At 56.5% G+C, this 17,853-nt stretch carries 19 protein-coding genes and 1 pseudogene; 12 read left to right on the top strand and 8 right to left on the bottom strand.

What is annotated here, in order from left to right; translation table 11 throughout:
- Window position 1 precedes the first annotated feature (1 nt).
- Together CHB79_RS20175 and CHB79_RS20170 are read right to left on the bottom strand one after the other, a co-directional pair.
- On the bottom strand, window positions 2-1,915 hold the full coding sequence (locus CHB79_RS20175) for a tyrosine-protein phosphatase (RefSeq protein ID WP_089361210.1): 1,914 nt from the start codon (window positions 1,913-1,915) through the stop codon (window positions 2-4).
- A 148-nt stretch (window positions 1,916-2,063) separates the two neighbouring features.
- The gene (locus CHB79_RS20170) at window positions 2,064-2,948 is read right to left on the bottom strand and encodes a LysR family transcriptional regulator (protein ID WP_089361209.1); all 885 of its coding nucleotides are present in this window, start codon (window positions 2,946-2,948) and stop codon (window positions 2,064-2,066) included.
- Between the two features lie 164 nt (window positions 2,949-3,112).
- Here CHB79_RS20170 and CHB79_RS20165 point away from each other — a divergent pair, with 164 nt between their 5' ends.
- The gene (locus CHB79_RS20165; RefSeq protein ID WP_089361208.1) at window positions 3,113-4,465 is read left to right on the top strand and encodes an MFS transporter; all 1,353 of its coding nucleotides are present in this window, start codon (window positions 3,113-3,115) and stop codon (window positions 4,463-4,465) included.
- 27 nt (window positions 4,466-4,492) lie between these two features.
- On the top strand, window positions 4,493-4,948 hold the full coding sequence (locus CHB79_RS20160) for a type II 3-dehydroquinate dehydratase (RefSeq protein ID WP_089361207.1): 456 nt from the start codon (window positions 4,493-4,495) through the stop codon (window positions 4,946-4,948).
- Window positions 4,949-5,044: 96 nt separating this feature from the next.
- On the opposite strand, the gene CHB79_RS20155 is transcribed toward CHB79_RS20160, so the two are convergent.
- From CHB79_RS20155 to CHB79_RS20145, 3 genes are all read right to left on the bottom strand, one after another.
- On the bottom strand, window positions 5,045-5,584 hold the full coding sequence (locus CHB79_RS20155) for an arsinothricin resistance N-acetyltransferase ArsN1 family B (RefSeq protein WP_089361206.1): 540 nt from the start codon (window positions 5,582-5,584) through the stop codon (window positions 5,045-5,047).
- A 313-nt stretch (window positions 5,585-5,897) separates the two neighbouring features.
- Window positions 5,898-6,218: a hypothetical protein gene (locus CHB79_RS20150; protein ID WP_089361205.1), complete on the bottom strand. Its 321-nt coding sequence runs from the start codon at window positions 6,216-6,218 to the stop codon at window positions 5,898-5,900.
- A gap of 287 nt (window positions 6,219-6,505) precedes the next feature.
- On the bottom strand, window positions 6,506-7,408 hold the full coding sequence (locus CHB79_RS20145) for a LysR family transcriptional regulator (RefSeq protein ID WP_089361204.1): 903 nt from the start codon (window positions 7,406-7,408) through the stop codon (window positions 6,506-6,508).
- A 145-nt stretch (window positions 7,409-7,553) separates the two neighbouring features.
- Here CHB79_RS20145 and CHB79_RS20140 point away from each other — a divergent pair, with 145 nt between their 5' ends.
- Complete coding sequence (locus tag CHB79_RS20140) at window positions 7,554-9,053, top strand: purine-cytosine permease family protein (protein ID WP_089361203.1); 1,500 nt, start codon at window positions 7,554-7,556, stop codon at window positions 9,051-9,053.
- Entirely contained in the window at window positions 9,050-9,877 is an 828-nt protein-coding gene (locus CHB79_RS20135; protein ID WP_089361202.1) for a nitrilase family protein, read from the top strand. The genes CHB79_RS20140 and CHB79_RS20135 overlap by 4 nt, the downstream gene beginning before the upstream one ends.
- Window positions 9,878-10,266: 389 nt before the next feature.
- On the opposite strand, the gene CHB79_RS20130 is transcribed toward CHB79_RS20135, so the two are convergent.
- Window positions 10,267-11,037 (bottom strand): nuclease-related domain-containing protein, encoded by a 771-nt coding sequence (locus CHB79_RS20130; RefSeq protein ID WP_089361201.1) that lies wholly within the window; start codon window positions 11,035-11,037, stop codon window positions 10,267-10,269.
- Between the two features lie 114 nt (window positions 11,038-11,151).
- Window positions 11,152-11,589: pseudogene (locus tag CHB79_RS20125) on the bottom strand (Fic family protein); the annotation flags it as partial.
- Window positions 11,590-11,618: 29 nt separating this feature from the next.
- On the opposite strand from CHB79_RS20125, the gene CHB79_RS20120 reads away from it, so the two are divergent.
- The 8 genes from CHB79_RS20120 (at window position 11,619) to CHB79_RS20090 (ending at window position 16,362) form a co-directional block, all read left to right on the top strand.
- The gene (locus tag CHB79_RS20120) at window positions 11,619-12,596 is read left to right on the top strand and encodes a toprim domain-containing protein (protein WP_089361200.1); all 978 of its coding nucleotides are present in this window, start codon (window positions 11,619-11,621) and stop codon (window positions 12,594-12,596) included.
- Entirely contained in the window at window positions 12,596-12,961 is a 366-nt protein-coding gene (locus tag CHB79_RS20115; protein WP_089361199.1) for a hypothetical protein, read from the top strand. Before CHB79_RS20120 ends, CHB79_RS20115 begins: the two co-directional genes overlap by 1 nt.
- Window positions 12,954-13,370, top strand: a complete 417-nt coding sequence (locus CHB79_RS20110; RefSeq protein ID WP_089361198.1) for a hypothetical protein — start codon at window positions 12,954-12,956, stop codon at window positions 13,368-13,370. Before CHB79_RS20115 ends, CHB79_RS20110 begins: the two co-directional genes overlap by 8 nt.
- A complete protein-coding gene (locus tag CHB79_RS22100; RefSeq protein WP_176443235.1) occupies window positions 13,367-13,543 on the top strand; it encodes a hypothetical protein in 177 nt (58 codons plus the stop codon). Before CHB79_RS20110 ends, CHB79_RS22100 begins: the two co-directional genes overlap by 4 nt.
- 23 nt (window positions 13,544-13,566) lie before the next feature.
- Window positions 13,567-13,908, top strand: a complete 342-nt coding sequence (locus CHB79_RS20105; RefSeq protein WP_089361197.1) for a hypothetical protein — start codon at window positions 13,567-13,569, stop codon at window positions 13,906-13,908.
- A gap of 19 nt (window positions 13,909-13,927) precedes the next feature.
- Entirely contained in the window at window positions 13,928-14,392 is a 465-nt protein-coding gene (locus tag CHB79_RS20100) for a 3'-5' exonuclease family protein (RefSeq protein WP_089361196.1), read from the top strand.
- Window positions 14,393-14,451: 59 nt separating this feature from the next.
- Window positions 14,452-15,240, top strand: coding sequence for a hypothetical protein (locus CHB79_RS20095; protein WP_089361195.1), 789 nt, complete (start codon window positions 14,452-14,454; stop codon window positions 15,238-15,240).
- A gap of 207 nt (window positions 15,241-15,447) precedes the next feature.
- Entirely contained in the window at window positions 15,448-16,362 is a 915-nt protein-coding gene (locus CHB79_RS20090; RefSeq protein WP_089361194.1) for an Abi family protein, read from the top strand.
- A 10-nt stretch (window positions 16,363-16,372) separates the two neighbouring features.
- Here the strand turns inward: CHB79_RS20090 and CHB79_RS20085 are convergent, their stop codons facing one another.
- A complete protein-coding gene (locus CHB79_RS20085; RefSeq protein ID WP_089361193.1) occupies window positions 16,373-17,212 on the bottom strand; it encodes a hypothetical protein in 840 nt (279 codons plus the stop codon).
- Between the last annotated feature and the right edge of the window lie 641 nt (window positions 17,213-17,853).

Below are 17,853 nucleotides of genomic sequence, written 5' to 3'. Positions count from 1 at the left end.
TTTAGAAAGCAATGCTCGCGTTGATCTGGCCGCTCAAGCCTCTGCTGTCACCGCCTGAAAGCACGTTGAAATCGGCGCCCAGGGTCAGGGCTTGATGCGACGCGCTTATGTTCATCCCGGCTTTGATCATGTTGTCCGAGTCGAACGCCGAATCCTGATCAATACCCAGCCCAAGTACTGTGGCCGAGCTTTTAACCTTCGGGTCGTTGAGCATGTGCTCATAGCCCAGTTGCAAGCCGGGCGTCACACTCCAATCAGCAAGCAGGCGTGACTCGAACCCCAGTTTCACCCCGGCAACCAGGCTGTTGAGGCTCCGGTTGGTGCTGTCGACGTCCAGCGCAAGTTCACTGCCTTTTTCCTTGAAACCGTCGAGTTGTACATGGCTGGTACGCAAGCCAATTTCCGGTTCAATGAGCATGCTCCCGCGCGTCATGCGATAACCCAGGCTACCCTTGGCGCCATAGAAGCTGCCATGGGTGTCGCCCTTTGCCGTGCCGAGGCTGCCGCTGAGGTCGCGCTTGCTGCTGTAGTCGATGTAGCCTGCATCGAGTTGGACATCCAGGTAGGCGCCACTTTCGAGGCTGTCGAAGGCATAGCGACTGCCCGCGCTGATAAAGGTCGAGTCGGTCTTTGCATCACCACTGGCACTGCCGATAGTGCCCTTGTTGTAGCCAAATGCGAGGTTGGCGCTGGTGCGCTGGTTGAAGCGATGAACACCACCGACCACTGCGCCCTTGGTGTGTTCGTTACTGCTGGCGTTGCTATGGGAACCGTCGGTGCCCAGGTAACCGGCCAGGCCCGTCATCCATAGCGAAGACTCTCCAGCCTTGAGGTTGCTGCCTGCGGCATAAGGGCTCAAGGCATCGTCGATCAGCGACGCCTGACGCAGCAGGTAGGCGCTGGCATCGGCATGCACCTGGCCACCGACCTGAGATTCCAGGCCGCCCAGGCTGCCGGCATCAATAGCCGACTGCAGATAGAAGTTATAGGCGCTGTAGCTACCTGCAAGGCTGGTGTCTTGCAGGTCATTGAGCAGGGCGGCGCCTGCAGCAGCGTTGCCGCTGAAGTTTTCCTGGCCCGGCAGACTGGTGTAGCGAACCATCTTGCCACGCAGTACATAAATGGTTTCCTGATCCAGGCCAAGGCCTTCCTTGAGATAGTTGTCCATGCTGCCATAAGTGGCCTCAACCTGATCAAGACCCGCTTGCAGGAAACTGGCCTGCACACCCAAAAGTGGCTCATAGGCGGCCGCCATTTCCGGGGAAATAGCGTTCAGTTGGGCCAAGGTCGCGGCTACACGATCAGCCGTGTAGGCGTTGGTTGACAGGTAATCGGCCATCACCGTTTGCTCGTCAACCCCGGCCAGGCTTTGCAGAACCGCGGCTGTCCAGCCGGTGCGATCCTTACCCGCCGTGCAGTGGAATACTGCCGCGTCCTCGCTGCTGGCTAAGGCGCGCATCAGCTTGCCAAACTCTGAGCGCACATTGGGGTTGGTGACGAACTCGCGCTCACCAGCCTCCATCATCGCAATGCTATCGGCCGCCGAGCTGAAGTTGATATCGGTAAAGGCCTGGCCAGTGACATTGAAGTTGGTGTAGCTGGCGCCTTCGGGCAGGAGGTCCGGCGCCGTTGCAATTTCACCGGGCGTGCGCAGGTCGAAAACGTTGCTGATATTCAGGCTGTTGAGGGTCGCAAGATCAGCCGGCGAAACCGTAAGTTGGTTTGACCGGTAAAACACGCCACCGCGCATCACGCCATTGTTGCTTGTGCTGTAAGGCGTGTTATTGCCAGCGACATCGCGGAAGTTATCAGCGCTTGCCAGTCTCGGAGTATCGAGTGCGTTGGTGCTCGCCGCCTGTGCGGCGGAAATGGACAAACTAAGAACAGACAGGGAAAACAGAATACGGTGGAACACTGAGTAGTCTCCTCGGACATGGGCTTGTCCGGCTACTATCGGCACTCAGTTGTTGATCCATGTTACAGAAATTGTTCCACGCCAAATGGCTGCGCGATCTGTCCTTTTGCTGCGCAAACTGTCTGTCCGGGTACTTATCAAACGTGGCTCACTCCCAGGCCTGGGCTTCTTCGATGAAGTGCAATACTGCCCTTGAGCGCTCATCAATACGTGATATCAGGGACAGTTCACTGATCATTTCAGGCTGGTCCAGGGGAAAAATCTGTACACCGGGCATGGTCAGGCGCGCCATGGGCTCGGGCACAATACTGATGCCAATGCCGGCCGCGACCAGCCCGGGAATGCTCATCAGTGAAGGCACGTAGAGAATGTTTTCAGGATGCAGCTGGTTCTGCCGGCAGGCTTGAAGTGTGTGGGAGGTAAGCCCTATACCGCTTGGGTCTTGCAGGAAAATGAATTTTTCATGCCGTAGGCTGGCCAGTTCACCACTGTAGCTGCTGGCAAGTTTGTGGTTGTCAGGAAGCAAAAGAACCAATCTGGACTGGCTGAAGTGATGGGTGCGTAAACGCTCCGGCAGGTGATCTTTGAAGACACGGGCAAAGCCAAGGTCGATCTTGTGTTCGAGCAACATTTCAAACTGAGCGCTAATGCCCGCATCCACCAGTGTCACGCTGACTTCGGGAAATGTGCTGAAGTAGTGTCGCAGCAATTGCGGCAGGTTGTGTTCCAGCAATGCCGAGTGATAACCGATGTTGAGCGCACCCACTTCGCCGCGTCGGGCGCGCTTGGCTGCGGCGCTGGCCAGCTCGCTGGATTTGATCGACTGCTGCGCATGGGGCAGGAATGCCAGGCCGGCAGGGGTCAGAACCACCCCGCGATTTTCCCTTCTGAACAAGGGTATACCCAGTTCATTTTCCAGGGTTCGCATCAACTGGCTCAAGGCGGGTTGAGCGATACCCAATTGCTCCGCAGCCTGACTGAAGTGTTGGAGCTCGGCAGCGACGACAAAGGCTTTAAGGTGGCGCAGCTCCATGGGAATTACTCATAAGCTTGTCTTATTGATTATTGCTGATTTCGATAATTATTTTGCAGGTTCACTGGGTTAACGTCTACCCGAGTTCACGCAACCTGAAAGAAGGGACTTGAGACCGGGTCGCGGGATGACTTCATAACCATAACAACAATGACGAGCCTTCTATGAGTACAAACAGCAGCCCTCATGATTCGCAAATGTCACGCAAGGCGGTTACCGCAGCGACTATAGGTACGGCCCTGGAGTGGTTCGACTTCACCCTGTATGGCGCGGTTTCAGCCACTGTCCTGCCCAAGCTTTTCTTCCCTGCAATGGAGCCTACCGCAGGCCTGCTTGCTTCATTGGCGACATTCGGTGTGGGGCTTGCCGCTCGGCCTTTGGGCGCCATTATCTGTGGTTACCTTGGCGACAAGCTTGGGCGCCGCAACCTGATGCTGGCCACCGTCACCATGATGGGATTGGCCTCTGTGCTGATGGGGCTGTTGCCGACCTACAATCAAGTCGGTGTCATAGCGCCGATTCTTCTGGTGCTACTGCGCATTATCCAGGGCTCCGCACTGGGAGGAGAGTCTACCGGGGCGCAGCTTATGGCCCTTGAATATGCGGCACCTGACCGGCGTGGCCGCTATTCCGGACTGCTGGGTTTGTGTTCGCCGCTCAGCCAGATCATGGCCAATGCCATATTGATGGGGTTGGCGGCTACGCTGAGTACTGAACAGTTCATGAGCTTTGGTTGGCGTATTCCCTTTGTCATGAGCTTTGTACTGGTGTTGGTGGCAATCTACATCCGACTGAAGGTTGACGAAACGCCAGCCTTCGTTGCGCTGAAAAAGACATCGCACAAGCCTGCAAACAGCCCGCTCAAGTCAGTATTGGGCAATCATCGTAAGACCATCTTGCGGCTGATGTTGTTCTTTTGCTCGCCGGCGGCATTGTTCTACCTGATTGTGATCTTTTCCCTGAGCTACTTGACCAAGCACCTGGGCATGAGCCAGTCGATGGGCTTTATGTCACTGATGGTGGCGAACATCTTCGCAATATTCGGCGCGCTTGCCGGTGGCTATCTGTCTGATCGCTGGGGGCGAAAGAAGGCACTGGCGTTCGGCTCATGCATGACGCTGGTGATCCTCATGGTTTACTTCCCGATCCTCAACACCCAGAACGCCGCTGCAATCATGGCGATCATGGGCTTGTTCTTGGGGTTCACCCAGTTTCAGAGCGGTATTCAACCGGTGGCATTCGCCGAAGCATTCCCGACCCAAGTGCGTTTCTCCGGATCGGCCCTGGCTTATACCGGTGCCAATTTACTGGTGGGCGGGCCGATGCCGATGATCGCCGTGTGGTTGATGAGCCAGTCCAACAACTCACCCTGGCCACTGGTTTCTCTCTGTGCCGTGATCAACCTGGTGTCCCTGGCAATGATTGTCATCGGCCCGGAAACACGAGGCGTTGATCTCAACAACGTCACCCCTGAGGAGTCCGTCGATAGCGTGGCGACACCTCTTTACTCCAAATAACCTTTATCAATACTCGGCAGAACGATCATGAACCGCACCGTCTTTATCCTCAATGGCCCAAACCTGAATATGCTGGGCCGCCGTGAACCACATATCTATGGTCGCACCAGCCTTGCCGAAATCCAGGACCGTTGCGAAGCCACAGCTTCGCAACTTGACCTGCAGTGTGAGTTTCGCCAAACCAATCATGAAGGAGTGATGGTTGACTGGATTCAGGAAGCCTTCGAGCAGGGCGCGGCCCTGATTATCAATCCAGCCGGGTTTTCGTTTCATTCCATTCCGGTTCTTGATGCCCTGAAACTGATCGAAGCCCCGTTGATTGAGCTGCACTTGTCCAATATTCATGGGCGTGACGAGCTGCATCGTCATTCGATCATGTCCGGCGTCGTTAATGCGGTTATTTGTGGCTTGGGTGCCGATGGTTATCCATTGGCGCTTCAAGCCATTGCAACCTTGCTGCATGCCACCGACAGCAGCCAGTAACGGCAGTATTGCAAAGCGCAGGTACCAGCAACCAGGCGCCTGTTTCGAGTTGTAAGCCCGCGTACCGATCAGCTTGGCACCAAGCCTCTTGGTTGATCAGTACGCGGCGAATGCAATGATCGGAGCAGGTGGGGTGGCATCAGCGAGTGCAATACGCCAGTAGCCCAGGTCGTGCCACTTGCCGTGCTTGAATCCTACCTCGGGAAAGATGCCTAAATGGACAAATCCCAAGGACTCGTGAAGCCCGACACTGCGCTCATTGGGCAGCGCAATACCTGCATAGGCGGCGTGAAAACCCTGCTGCTTGAGCTTGGCCAGCAACTCCTGGTAAAGCGCCCTGCCAACGCCTGATCGGCGTGCCTGCGCGGCGACATATACCGACACTTCAACCGACCATTTATAGGCCTCTCTAGCTTTGTATTGGCCAGCGTATGCATAACCAATAACCTGCCCATCCTGTTGGGCTACAAAGTAGGGGTAAGTTTGTATTGTCGTCTCGATGCGGCGGGCCATCTCGGCCACGGAAGGTGGTTCCAGCTCGAATGAAATTGCGCTGTGCTCCACCAGCGGCGCGTAGATCGCCTGGATGGCTTGTGCATCCGAAACATGCGCGATCCTGATAATTCTGCAGCTCATTCTCTGTCCTTTCCCGGTATTCCAAGCCTTCGCTCTGAAGTCTCTCAACGTCCGTGGCCTCCCAGAACGAACTTTGGTGGACCCGTCACGCAGCAAGTTTTACCAGGCCTTATTTCAAACCGTCCGGCAGGTTTTCGCAATGCAGCCATAGCAACCTTGCACCCACCGACTGGCGCGTTGGCATTGACTATCATTCCGACTTGATTAGGGTGATGGTTGGCACAGTTGCCGGGGAGGGAATAGAGGCAGGCCGGCAGATTTATTGCGCGAGCCCACGTGCTGCGCGCTAATAAACCTGCCTTCGTGTTACTAGCTAGACGAATGCCTGCTTGGCGGCGCCACGCGGCAAGCGGTTGCGGCCCGGCATCTGCTCCAGCTTCTGACGCCATGCGCTGCGCACACTCTGGCTGGCTTTTGGCGTTGCAGTTACAGGCGCAGCCTTCGCGGCCTTGGCCGCAGCGCGCAACTCGGCAAGGCTCGGCGAGCGATTGACAACGGTTGGCGCGGCTTCTTTCTCGATGCTGCGCAAGCAAAGCTTGCATGAAACCTGCGCCTTTTCCTCAGTGCTGCTAAGGCTTGCGCCAGTGCGACCGCAAGCCACGGCATCAGGGGTTGGCGAGTAGTGAATAGCCAAGTGTAGATCTCCAGCTTTTTAACAAAGCCGGCGATTTTACCTACCAACCCCCACCCCTGTCCTCGAAAATCACTCCCTAAGTGCGACCGGGCTTGCGCTGGATCAATGGGTGGCGGTTTGCCGAGGATGCGGTGTAGGTTGAGCACTCAAGATGAATCGAGCCTGTGCGTTTGATCGTCGAAAGCTATTAAGTGACCCAGTAAATTGTGGTCTGTCCCCTATTTACACGGGATGACTCCGCATCTGAAAGCATCGGCCTCGAAGCTACTGTGCGGCTGTTTCTGAGCTTACCCTGCTGCGAAAATTTCGATTAACTCCGCCAAGAATGCGCCCACCAACTCCCGTTGCCGCGACGAATGACGTACGGCCGCATGGAAGCCGACTTCATAGCGCAACTGTTCAGAATTGAGCGGATGCAGTTGCCCCAGCTGTTCATGTTTGGCCGCATAGTGTTGAGGCAAAAATCCCAAATGCTGGCCTGAAAGTATGAGCAGGGCCGCGCCATCCATGCTATCAGTGAGTACCGTCAAGCGTTCGATGGAAGTGGGCGCGGGCATTTCCGGTAACGGGTGGCTGGGCCAGACCCAATCATAATCGCGCACGTCATTGCCGCTCAGCGCCCCCGCGTGACTGAACAACGGGTGCGCAGGGGCGCAGTAGGCAATTTGGGTTTCCTGGAACAGCGGGTAGTAATCGATATTGGGCAGGCGGTGCCAGAAGTAACCGATGGCTAGATCGATATGGCCGTTGATGATTTTTTCTTCTAGTAACGATGACGATAGCTCGGTGAAGTGGAAGTACAGCCCCTCATGCTGCGAACGTAGGCGGGCGATGGCTAGGGCTATGTTCTTGTTGGCAGACGGATCGATTTGACCGAGCAAGCCGACGTTGATGTTCCCCGACACCTTGCGATTGATGTGCTGAACTTCAGCCCGAAAACCCTCTGCCGCCGCCAATAACCGACGCGCCGCTTCGACAAACTGCTCCCCCTTGGGCGTCACTGAAAACCCACAGCGCCCTCGCTCGCACAAGCGAAATCCCACCCGCGCCTCCAGCGTCGCCAACTGTGCGCTGATCGTGGGTTGCGTTGTATTGAGCGCCGTTTGCGCAGCGGAGATTCCGCCTGCCTCAACGACGGACAGAAAGACTCGGATCAAACGCAAGTCCAGCTCCGATACAGTGCCCAGCATGTGTTTCTCCGAAGTTCTTCACATAGACGTGGATCTATGTAAACAGTGCGGCTGCGATATTTTACCGGCCAGATCAACGCCCTACATTGCAATGAAACCGGCGCATTGCCTATAAAAATAACAATTCCAGCATAGGAATACTCATATGTCAGGGTCCTCACAGTCTGCGCATGCCCTTGAAGCGAGCAGCGGGTTGGCCATCGAAGGCCGCTCGATTGATTACATTCCGGAAAATGAACGTCACGCCAAACTCAGTAGCCAGGGACCATTCTGGTTTCTCGGCAACTTTCACTTCTTCACCATCTCCATCGGTTTCGTCGGCCCAAGCCTCGGCTTGTCGGCGCTGTGGACGATGCTGGCCGGTGCGCTGGGCATCATGTTCGGCACCATTTTCATGGCCTTCCACGGCTCGCAAGGTCCGGAAATGGGCCTGCCGCAAATGATCCAGTCCCGTGCCCAGTTCGGTTATCGCGGGGTAATCCTGGCCTTGATGGCGACGATGTTTGTGTTTGTCGGCTTCAACGTGGTGAACATCTCGCTGATCATGAACGGCCTCGAACATGTGTTCGGTATCGACCCGACCATTGTCGCGGTGGCGGTAGTGCTGATTGGCGCGCTGCTGTCGATCTATGGCCACGATCTGATGCACAAAGCCTTCAAATGGGCGTTGTTGGCCACGATGCCGCTGTATGCGCTGGTCACAATAGCTCTGATGTTCGGAGCTGGCCAAGAGGGGGTCACCCCGGCGACGGACCTTGGCTTCAGCTGGGTTGCGTTTGCCACACTGTTCGCCATCGGTGCCAGCTACAACATTTCCTACGCGCCCTATGTGTCGGACTATTCCCGCTACCTGCCGAAAAACACCAGCCGGCCGAAGTTGATTGCCGCCGTGTTCATCGGTGCCTCATTGTCCGGCGGCTGGATGATAGGCCTTGGTGCATGGCTGGCGCAGCAGCTGAAAGCGGTAGATGCGCTGGTGGCGTTGAGTCAGGTCGGCTCTTCGATCGTTCCGGGTCTGGGCAATGTGTTAGTGATTATCTCGGTCGCGGGCTTCCTGCCGATCATCGCGCTCAACACTTACAGCGCCATGTTGACTCTGCTGACCGGCGTTGACTCGATCAAAAAAATCACCCCGACATCTCGTGCTCGGGTCCTTTCCATTACCGCAATCAGCGTGATTCTGTTGACCTGCGTGCTGTCGATCAAAGGTGAAGGCATCGCGCTGTTGAACACCTTCTTAGTCCTGCTCCTGTACTTCCTCGTGCCCTGGACCGCCGTCAATCTGGTGGACTACTTCTTCGTGCGCAAAGGCCGGTACGCGATCCCTCATTTCTTCACGCCGAACGGCATCTATGGTGCCTGGCAATTTCGCGGCATCGTCTCGTACCTGATCGGCTTCGCCGCTATGGTGCCGTTCTTCTACATCTTTAATGCCGCCGCCAACAAAGAAGTGTTCGTCGGTCCACTGGCGCGCATGCTGGACGGCGTGGACATCGCTTGGTTGGTGGGACTGCTGGTCTCGGGCCTGACGTATTACTTGCTTAGCCGTTCGCTGGACCTCGCATCGGAATGGCGGATCATCGACACGATCACCGAGAACGATATTCTTGCCATTAGCAAATTAAGTGCGGAGGCGGCACGTTGAAAATTGTCAAAAACACCGTGGTCGCCTGCTGCCAAGTAGCACCGAAAATCGGCGACCTTGCGTTCAATCGCACATTGACCGAACGCGCCATTCGTTCAGCGGCCCATCAAAGGGCTCAGGTTGTGGTGCTTCCAGAGTTGGTTCAGAGCGGATACGTGTTCAACGACCGCGACGAAGCATTGTCCTTGGCAGAAACGACCGAAGGTTCGACCTTGCGCCTGTGGATGGAACTCGCCCGCGAACTGAATATCGTCGTGGTTGGCGGCTTTTGTGAGCTACTGGGCGGCGGCGAATTGGCCAACAGTGCGGCGATGATCGACCCCCAAGGCCTACGCGCTGTGTACCGCAAGGCGCATCTATGGGATGCCGAGAGTGAAATTTTCAGTGCCGGAGATGCCACACCGCCGGTGGTTGAAACGGTGCATGGGCGAATCGGTATGCTGATTTGTTATGACCTGGAATTTCCGGAGTGGGTGCGTCTACCGGCGCTGGCCGGGGCGGAATTACTTTGTGCACCAGTTAACTGGCCAGATGGACCACGACCACTGACCGAGCGTCCGGCCGAAGTGGTTCGTGTTCAGGCCAATGCGTCGGTGAATCGAATGTTTATCGCTGCGTGTGATCGATACGGGCATGAGCGCGGTGTGGGCTGGGTACAGGGTTCAGTGATTGTTGATGCGGATGGTTATCCGCTGGCAGGGCCGGCAGAAGAAGGGGGGGAGCAGATTTTGTTGGCCGCATTGAATCTTGGTGAGGCGCGGAATAAGCGGATTAGTGCGCGTAATGATTTGCATCAGGATCGCCGGCAGGGGTTGTATGGGTGACAGGTGATGAATAACGTTGGGCAGATTCAAATCTGCCTTATCCGTGCAAGGTTCTTGCTTCAAGACGGCGGACGACATGGTTCGTCCCTACTCAGTGATAATCAGGACCATATTTCATCATCATAATCTGCAAGCTAAGGGTACAGCGATAAAGGCCAGCGGATGTGCTGCCCTTTGAGGGCCTGGCTTGATATTCGCACCCTAAAGTAGGGATTGGCGGGGCACGTCTTAGGATAACGTTTAAGCGCTTGTCGGGGCTCTTTATAGTAGGCAGCCCTTTCTCGACAAAGCAGCTCTATGTGGTACGAATTTGCCCCAGTTTCGAGACCGAAGCAGACAGTTGTGCAGCAATAGGGGACAGACCACGATTTTCAATTTTCTTCTACTCCTCACAGACGCTGAACCGCCCGGCACTTCGGAAACCCCGAGCATCCCCAAAACTGCTCCCCTGCCTTCGCTCCTGTTTTTCGGGTGCGAATCAGCAGCGCACTGCCGCATTTCGGGCATAGCCGTTCGGCTGTCGGATCACTGCGGCGCTTGAGGTTTTGCACATGCTCGCGGTGGGTAGCGAGGGTCGGCGCGCGGCGGCCGGTTTGTAGGGCATGCAGCATGGCGTCGACTTCAGCCTCGCTGAATAGCGGCTGTTGGAATGACTTGATATAGCGGATAAATCCGATGCCCTGGGTGACGTTGGCTGGGACTGCGGTTTTGAAAGTGCTGCCGCCGACAAAGGTGATGACCGAGTGCAGGTGCTCGGGGTTAACGGCAAGGGTGGCTTCCAGCGCCTTGAGGTGCTTGTAGTTCTGCCGCAGCGGGTTCTGGAATTTGAAGCTGTGCTTGGGGAATTTCTGCATCCACTGAGCCTGATTCTCGCTGCCGAAGATCCAGCCGCTCATGTTCTTGGTTTCCAGCACAAAGATGCCGTAGGGCGAGAGGAATACATGGTCGATCTGCGTGGTGCCGTCTGGCGTGTTCAACGTGACATTGTGCAGGCGGCGATAGGTTTGCTTGTCCAGTTGCAGGTGAGCGAATAGTCGCACCAGCTGCTCACCGATGTAGCCCTTGAACCAAGGCGACTTGAGCAGTGCTGCGATAAACGCGAGCGGAATCAGCCAGCTCAGCGTGCCCCAGACTTGCGCGATGATGGGGGTGAAGTCCATTTCCTGACCTTCTGTACACCATGGTTATCTTGATCTTACCGGAACCTGGCGTAATGGCACTATAGTATTGTTTGTCTTTCGAGTGGGCGTGCTTAAGCGCTCTGAACCCTTAAGCTAAGTGTTACCACCCGCGTCAAACCTCACTTTATAGCGGGTACTGCGGCCACCGCTGGGCAGGCGTATCAAGCAGCCCTTCGCAAGCAGGTCCGTCAGGTGTCGAGTCGCGGTAGCTTTTGAAACCTTAGCCACGGCTTGGTATTGCGCGGCGCTGATACCATCCTCAAAGCCGCGTTCACCACCATCAAGCAAACGGTTGAGTACTTTTATTTGCTCGGCAGACAGGGCTTGGCTGCGGTGTGTCTGCCAGAAGCGTGCCTTGGCCAAAACGCGGTCGATGCGGGCAAGGGCTTGTTCCAAGCTTTTGAGCAGCGTGCTGAGAAACCACAGCAGCCAGGACGTGATATCCAGCGTGCCTTTTTGGCTGGTTTCGAGAGTTCGATAATAGCCAGCGCGGTCGTCAAGGATGCTGGCTGACATAGCGTAAAAGCGGATCTCTGATTTTTAAGCGTCAAGGCGACCCGATGCGCGAAATCACTTTGCGCACCAACGCACGCGGTGAAGAGTGCTGGATCGCCGTAAAGGGCGGTAAAGGCTCCGGCGTCGGCGGCGATGTGTTCCACCTACATCAGCACGCCACCGGCGCGGGCTTCCTCGAAACCCGCGACGAACTGCGGAAAATCGCCTTCGGCCGTGATTTCGAATCCGGGGCCAAGTACCAGTGTGTGCCGACTGCAGAGCGTGACGCACTGGCCGAGCAGCGGCGGGAGGAGGAGGCTCTGCAGGCCGAGTTCCGCCGGGCAGCGGTATATAAACAGTACAAACAGACCAACGACCAGCCCAACGCCTTCCTCGCATCGCGTGGCATTGATGAACAGACGCTCGCGGAGACGAAATGGCGCACCGACCGGCACGGGAACGCCGTTTTCCCGCATGTCCGCGAAGACGGAAAATTCACCGGCTTCGAGCGCAAGCACGAGGGCCCGGCACTTTTCTCGAAGAGCCAGAGGGGCGTCTACATCGCCAACCTAAGCTGCGCGAACCCCGAGCGAATCAAGGTCGCCGAGGGCGGTCTCGACGCTCTCAGCCTGTATCAGCTCGATACCCCCGAGCAGCGCGCCCGCACGCTCTACGTCAGCTCGGGCGGAAATCCTGCTGAGGATACTGCCCGTGCCCTGCGAGGCCTGGCCAACCGTACCGGTGTTCGGCAGGTCGATCTCGTTTATGACCAAGACGATGCAGGTACTCGGCACACCGAAGTTCTGAAGCAACTGCTCGCCGAGCAAGCTCCCGGCCTGCAGGTCGCTGATCGCCGTGACGACTACCGGATGACTGAGGGCGAGGATCCCAACGATCTCCTCCTTCGCCGTCATCAGCAAAGTCAGCCCCCCCAGGCAGTGCCCGAGCAGCAGGACGAGAACCCTCAGTCGCAGGCTGCACCGAAACCTGCGACGGCGGAGGAAGAGATGCAAGAGACGGCAGCACACAGGAGATCTATGTAATGACCGACCTACATATCACCCCCGCCGACTTCCCGGACGTGCGGCTGCGCCCTATCACCCCAATCTCTGCCGGTCGAGGCTGGCGCCACCTGATTCGCGAGGCCCTGGCCGTGTTGCCGGCCGGCGTCGAAATCCTCCAGATCAAAGAGAAGTTTGGCTCCCTGCGCGTCATCACGAACGCCTGCTCTCCTGATGTCCGCAAAGCGCTGCAGCCGATCGAGCATCGCTCCCTGCAGGTTTGCGAGATCTGTGGCGACGATGGCCACTTATGGCATGACGGCGACCAAGGCCAACCTGTCGGCTGGCTGCGCACTCGCTGCCAGAAACACGCTCAGACGCGAACTCTGGAGGTCGCCGGTGTTTGACACCCTCATCGAGATCCAGCGCCTGGCCGAGGGGATGCGGGATCACCAGATCGCCTGCCTGGAGGCACAACTCGAAGAGCTGCATACCTCCCCAGGCAACGGCATGGCCGGCCCTTTCATCCTGGCTATGACCATCGCCAATCTCGTTGTGCCTGTAACAGCTGCCTATGTCGTGCCGAGCCACGCTATCGGCCTGCCTGGCGACTGCAACACCAACTGGCACCTGGCGCTATTCAGCGTGTGGCCTCCGACAGAAACGGTTTTATTGGATCTGCGAAACGCCCTGTTCGACGACGCCCCGCTGAGTGTGCGCAGTCGAGTCGAACTCTTTTCCCACGACAATTCCGCAATGCTGGCGAAGTGCCGGGCGGCCGGCATCCAGATCTATCTGCACGGTGCTGCACGATGACTATCCAGATCAAATTGAGCCTCGATTTAAACGCTAACGACATTGATGCGCTGCGTACTCTTGTCGACCATCCTGAAGCTGTCGCAGCAGCGGCAGCACTTCACGATCCACGTTTGCAGGCGCGGATCATCGGCGTTCTGGCAGAGATCAAATCACAACTCACAGAATATTAATTACGAACTACGAGGTGTCTCCGATGAGCCAGCGCAAGAATCTTGATGGCCTGCTCAAGCAAGGTGATCTAAGCGCTTCACAGTCTGCTGAGGGAAAGGCTTGGGAGGAGGCACCCGCATGCGGCCATGAAAACGGAGTGATCCCTTCTGAGGAATCCGTTGAACTGGCCATTGAGCAAGTTATCGCGCAGGCTGGACGGGCCGCCGCAGTTCGTAGCAAAGCCTTTCTGGATGCCTTAGGCATCGATTCAGCTGGGCTTCAAGCTTGGGTCAACGAGAGGGTGGAAATCGGCAGCTGGCCCGAAGGGGATCTGATTCGAGCCTTCTCGGAATGGAAGGCCAAAAGACCTATGCACGGTGCATAGCTCAAAGGAGCAACCCCGGATGACGATGCGCCGCATCTACCTGGACACCGAGTTTACGAGCCTCAACCGCTACCAGGCAAAGCTGATCAGCCTCGCCCTAGTAGTGCAAGAAGGCCCCGAGTTTTATGCCGAGTTGACCGACAACTGGGATGAGAGCGATTGCTCTGATTTTGTTCGGGAAACCGTTCTGCCGCAGCTTGATCTGTCTAAGCACGGGCGCACTACGGAGCTGGCTAGGGGCGAGCTGCTGGCTTTCCTGCAGGCGCTCGGCCCGGTAGAGGTCATTACTGACGCTCCCGATTATGACTGGACTCTGCTGCTGTGGCTCGTCGACCCGGCAGGGTTGCCGGCCAACGTGCAACCTCAACCCGGGCTGCTGTGCATCGACTTCGATGCCGACTACAGCGGCGACGAGCCGCCCCACCATGCTCTCCAAGATGCCCGCCTTCTCGCCGCACTAGCCGAAAAATCCAATCCCGCATGACGATGCTTCGTGTACGTTAAATCACAAATCTGTGATTTAACGTACATGGACGGAGCGTGATGAAAATTAATGCCGGCACCCTGCGGGACTACCTGGTGGCAACCACTGAAAACGCTCAGGATCATGCGGCTGAGCCGCCTCAGCTGATGTGCCTGGTAGACCAGATGGATCAGATCTTTCAGGAGGAGATATTCGCCCGGGATTTCGAAGTGAATCCAACGGCCGGCCTGCTGGTGATGAACGCCTACACCATGCTTCTTGGCGGGGTACGGCAAGCGCTATCGGGGCATGTTGTGTCAACATTTCCGATTGTTCGTACAGCGCTTGAGTCGGCCTGTTATGCGTTTCTGATCGCACGTGACGAAGCGAAGGCCGATGTCTGGTTTCACCGACACGATTCAGAAAAAGCTCATAAGGATTGTCGGGACACTTTTACAGTCGGAAGGGCTGTAAAAGAGCTCAAGGTGATCGATCCAGTGATGGCCGAGTACGTACAGGCTCACTATGAGGCCTCGATCGACTTCGGCGCTCACCCCAACCGGAAGTCAGTGATTGATCACCTGGAGGACTCCGGTCCGCTTGGAGAGGACTTTCACAGTTTCGAGCTGACTGGCGTTTATGGTCAGAATAGCTGGCACGTAAACTTCGCGTTACTGGTCTGCGTAGAGGTAGGCCAGGCGATCGCGTTCCTGGTCGCAGCATCTTCGGAGAATCACCCTCTAATCAATGAGCGTGTCGATTTGCTCCAAGACTGGGTGGACGCGAAGAACCGCATGGCTGAGGATATCAACGGCGAGCCGATCAATTACACTGGGCCGATGTACTCCTCAGTCCTTCCGCCCGTGTAAGCGCGAGGCCCCGCTATGTGTACAGGACGCACCAGAGCCGACAGTCAGACCGCTCTAAGTGGCGATACGTCAGAGGTTGACGACACCGTCAAGCCCGATTAAGATTGATCTCAAGAATAACCCCCACGCCTCGGGCGGGACTTGTCCCGTACTGCGCACCAGGGGGTTAGTTTTTTCTGCGAGAAAAAGCCAGCAGGACGCTTCGGCATGCCGCTAACCCCCGTCGTTTACGCCAAGCCGGCGAAGACCCCGAAAGCCCTTCTTAAACACCTGCGAGCCAAAGGCCTGACCACGCGAGGCCAATCCGCTCTTGCACTGCAGGCGCTTACTTATATCGGCTACTACCGCCTGCTGATCTACATGCGTCCACTCCAAGACGCAGCGAAACAATTCCATCCAGGTGTTCGTTTCGACGACATTCTCGCGCTCTACAATTTCGACCGTGAGCTGCGACTTGTTTGCCTGGATGCGATTGAGCGCATCGAGGTCGCCTTCCGTGCCGCTATCGCCAACACTTTGGCGAACGACCGCACTTGCGGGCCGCATTTTTATCTTGATGCCATCCACTTTGAGAGTGGTGATGATCACCGCAACTTCCTGAGGAACGTAGTGGGCCTCAGAGAAAATCTGCCGATGAAGCACTACTACAGCACCTACAACACCCCGTCGCTCCCGCCCATTTGGGCAGTCCTGGAAGCGATGAGCATCGGGCAGCTATCCAAGCTCTTGGCTGGCCTCCATCTCGATCACCGCAAAAGCATCGCAGCTTGCTTTGGCTATGACGAGAGTGTGATCACATCCTGGTTGAAGAGTCTCACTCTCCTCAGAAACCTGTGTGCTCACCATAGCCGCTTGTGGAACACCTCGATCACATCGAATGCCCCAAAATATGCGAACGCCATTCAAGCCGAATTCCCGCCACAAGTTGATCGAGGTCGGGTTTTTTCGCGGGCCGTCGTGGCCCAGGCGCTGATGCACGCGATCGATCCCAGCTCAAACTGGAATGACAAGTTCAAGCAAGTGATGGCAACGCTTCCCTTGGCCACTATGGCAAAGGCCGGCTGCGTTCCGAGCGTGCTGGGTCTGGTTCAAGGCTGGGAAGGCAGGCCTTTCTGGAACTGACCAACCCCAGCTAACCACCGGCTTTCACGAAGTCGACAGCGGCTTTCAACTCCTTCTTACTTGGCTTTTGGGGGGCAGCTGGAGCTCCGACAGCAAGATCAGCTTGTTCCGCGTCTTCCTCCGGCCAATAGCTTCCCAATCCTCTGACCAAGTAGCGATTTGTCCTGTCCATCGGATCCATATCTCGAAAATCACCCTGCCTGAAGGAGATGAGGTTCATGTCATACAGCTTGGTGATCGCGTCCGCGACCCGATATCGGGGCACACCAGTTATTTTGGATAGCGCGTCGTAACTCAACCGCGCAATGCCTGCCCGAGACTTATCGCGGTGGGAAAGTATGGCGATTAAGACCTTCAGCGCATCTAGGCTGGATTTGCAGTAGTTGAATTCAGCCAGTAATAGCATCCGATCGCTGCCACCGTCATGGAGATGAAGCTTCGGGATCTTTCCCCAGGCGTACTCGTCATTCCAACCAACAATCCTTACGGACGTGCCGCTCTTTGTGGCCTGTGCTTGGCGCTCTATCAAGCCCTCTTGCTCAAGCCTGCTGAATGACCTCGCTATCACCGCCCTAGACATTTTGGCGAGGCATGTCAGCTGTGGGTACGTGACATGGGCGACCCCTGTCCCAAAGTCGGCCCTGCAGCACAGCACCAGATACAGCCGTAGTGCTGCGATGCATTCGTTTCGCAGGGCCTCAACATCGACCTCGCGCTCGACCTCGAGTCCGTGCGGCATGAAAGGCATGGCTACCGGCACCTTCCTTATGGCGCGACCAGTGAACCTGCCTAGACCACCTTTATGCACCCAGCGGATAGGGAGCTTTGCCCATTGGCTCCGATCGCTCATTTAGATCTCCAGGCAACTGCTGCGAGTCCGCAGCTGAGTACCAAGATGCAGCAAAGCGCCAAAGTTAGAGGATCGGTAGTTAGTGCTTTCTCTACCAAGCTAATGAATGCAACCATCTCGTAACGCTCCAGGTAGTGGATGAGGCTGCAGATTTGCTTACCTTGAATGCACTATCTAGATATAGGCGTCCGCAAATCTGGCGTGCAGGCCAATAGATTCGGGGTTTCTTGCCGAAATTTCTAGTTCATTCTGGCCAACCTTAACTGCCTTAATCCGGGGTTGGTGCATAGCGCCAGATCAGGAGTCCACCCGCCACCGTGCAACCCATCAATCCATTGAATAGCCCGTGCGCCGCCTCATAGGAGACATGGCCAATTTGGGGGCTGGGTTTGGCTATCAGCTAGCACCTGTAAGGTGGGGCGCGAGGTTATCGACTTAGCCTGCAGCTAGTAATGAACTAGGTTCTTGCCAAACCCCGTCCGGGGAAGCCGAGATCCAATCAAAATAGACCTGCATTCGACGGCAGGGTGGCATCGAGCTGCCACAAGTAGCTTGCCATCCGTGGGAACAGCCGGTTTCATGCGTGAATGCAGGTACTTAGCGAAAAGTAAGCATCGGCCACAGCAACAGCCAAAACATCA

The organism is Pseudomonas segetis (assembly GCF_900188155.1).
Taxonomy (GTDB): domain Bacteria; phylum Pseudomonadota; class Gammaproteobacteria; order Pseudomonadales; family Pseudomonadaceae; genus Aquipseudomonas; species Aquipseudomonas segetis.
Note: the sequence above shows the minus strand (reverse complement) of the source record. Positions and strands in the feature narration are given on the sequence as shown.

Excerpts from the sequence above, each read along its gene's own strand:
- CHB79_RS20170 (WP_089361209.1), bottom strand. The coding sequence starts at position 2,948 with ATGGAGCTGCGCCACCTTAAAGCCTTTGTCGTCGCTGCCGAGCTCCAA.
- CHB79_RS20165 (WP_089361208.1), top strand. The coding sequence starts at position 3,113 with ATGAGTACAAACAGCAGCCCTCATGATTCGCAAATGTCACGCAAGGCG.
- CHB79_RS20160 (WP_089361207.1), top strand. The coding sequence starts at position 4,493 with ATGAACCGCACCGTCTTTATCCTCAATGGCCCAAACCTGAATATGCTG.
- CHB79_RS20155 (WP_089361206.1), bottom strand. The coding sequence starts at position 5,584 with ATGAGCTGCAGAATTATCAGGATCGCGCATGTTTCGGATGCACAAGCC.
- CHB79_RS20145 (WP_089361204.1), bottom strand. The coding sequence starts at position 7,408 with ATGCTGGGCACTGTATCGGAGCTGGACTTGCGTTTGATCCGAGTCTTT.
- CHB79_RS20140 (WP_089361203.1), top strand. The coding sequence starts at position 7,554 with ATGTCAGGGTCCTCACAGTCTGCGCATGCCCTTGAAGCGAGCAGCGGG.
- CHB79_RS20130 (WP_089361201.1), bottom strand. The coding sequence starts at position 11,037 with ATGGACTTCACCCCCATCATCGCGCAAGTCTGGGGCACGCTGAGCTGG.
- CHB79_RS20120 (WP_089361200.1), top strand. The coding sequence starts at position 11,619 with ATGCGCGAAATCACTTTGCGCACCAACGCACGCGGTGAAGAGTGCTGG.
- CHB79_RS20115 (WP_089361199.1), top strand. The coding sequence starts at position 12,596 with ATGACCGACCTACATATCACCCCCGCCGACTTCCCGGACGTGCGGCTG.
- CHB79_RS22100 (WP_176443235.1), top strand. The coding sequence starts at position 13,367 with ATGACTATCCAGATCAAATTGAGCCTCGATTTAAACGCTAACGACATT.
- CHB79_RS20105 (WP_089361197.1), top strand. The coding sequence starts at position 13,567 with ATGAGCCAGCGCAAGAATCTTGATGGCCTGCTCAAGCAAGGTGATCTA.
- CHB79_RS20100 (WP_089361196.1), top strand. The coding sequence starts at position 13,928 with ATGACGATGCGCCGCATCTACCTGGACACCGAGTTTACGAGCCTCAAC.
- CHB79_RS20095 (WP_089361195.1), top strand. The coding sequence starts at position 14,452 with ATGAAAATTAATGCCGGCACCCTGCGGGACTACCTGGTGGCAACCACT.
- CHB79_RS20090 (WP_089361194.1), top strand. The coding sequence starts at position 15,448 with ATGCCGCTAACCCCCGTCGTTTACGCCAAGCCGGCGAAGACCCCGAAA.
- CHB79_RS20085 (WP_089361193.1), bottom strand. The coding sequence starts at position 17,212 with ATGAGCGATCGGAGCCAATGGGCAAAGCTCCCTATCCGCTGGGTGCAT.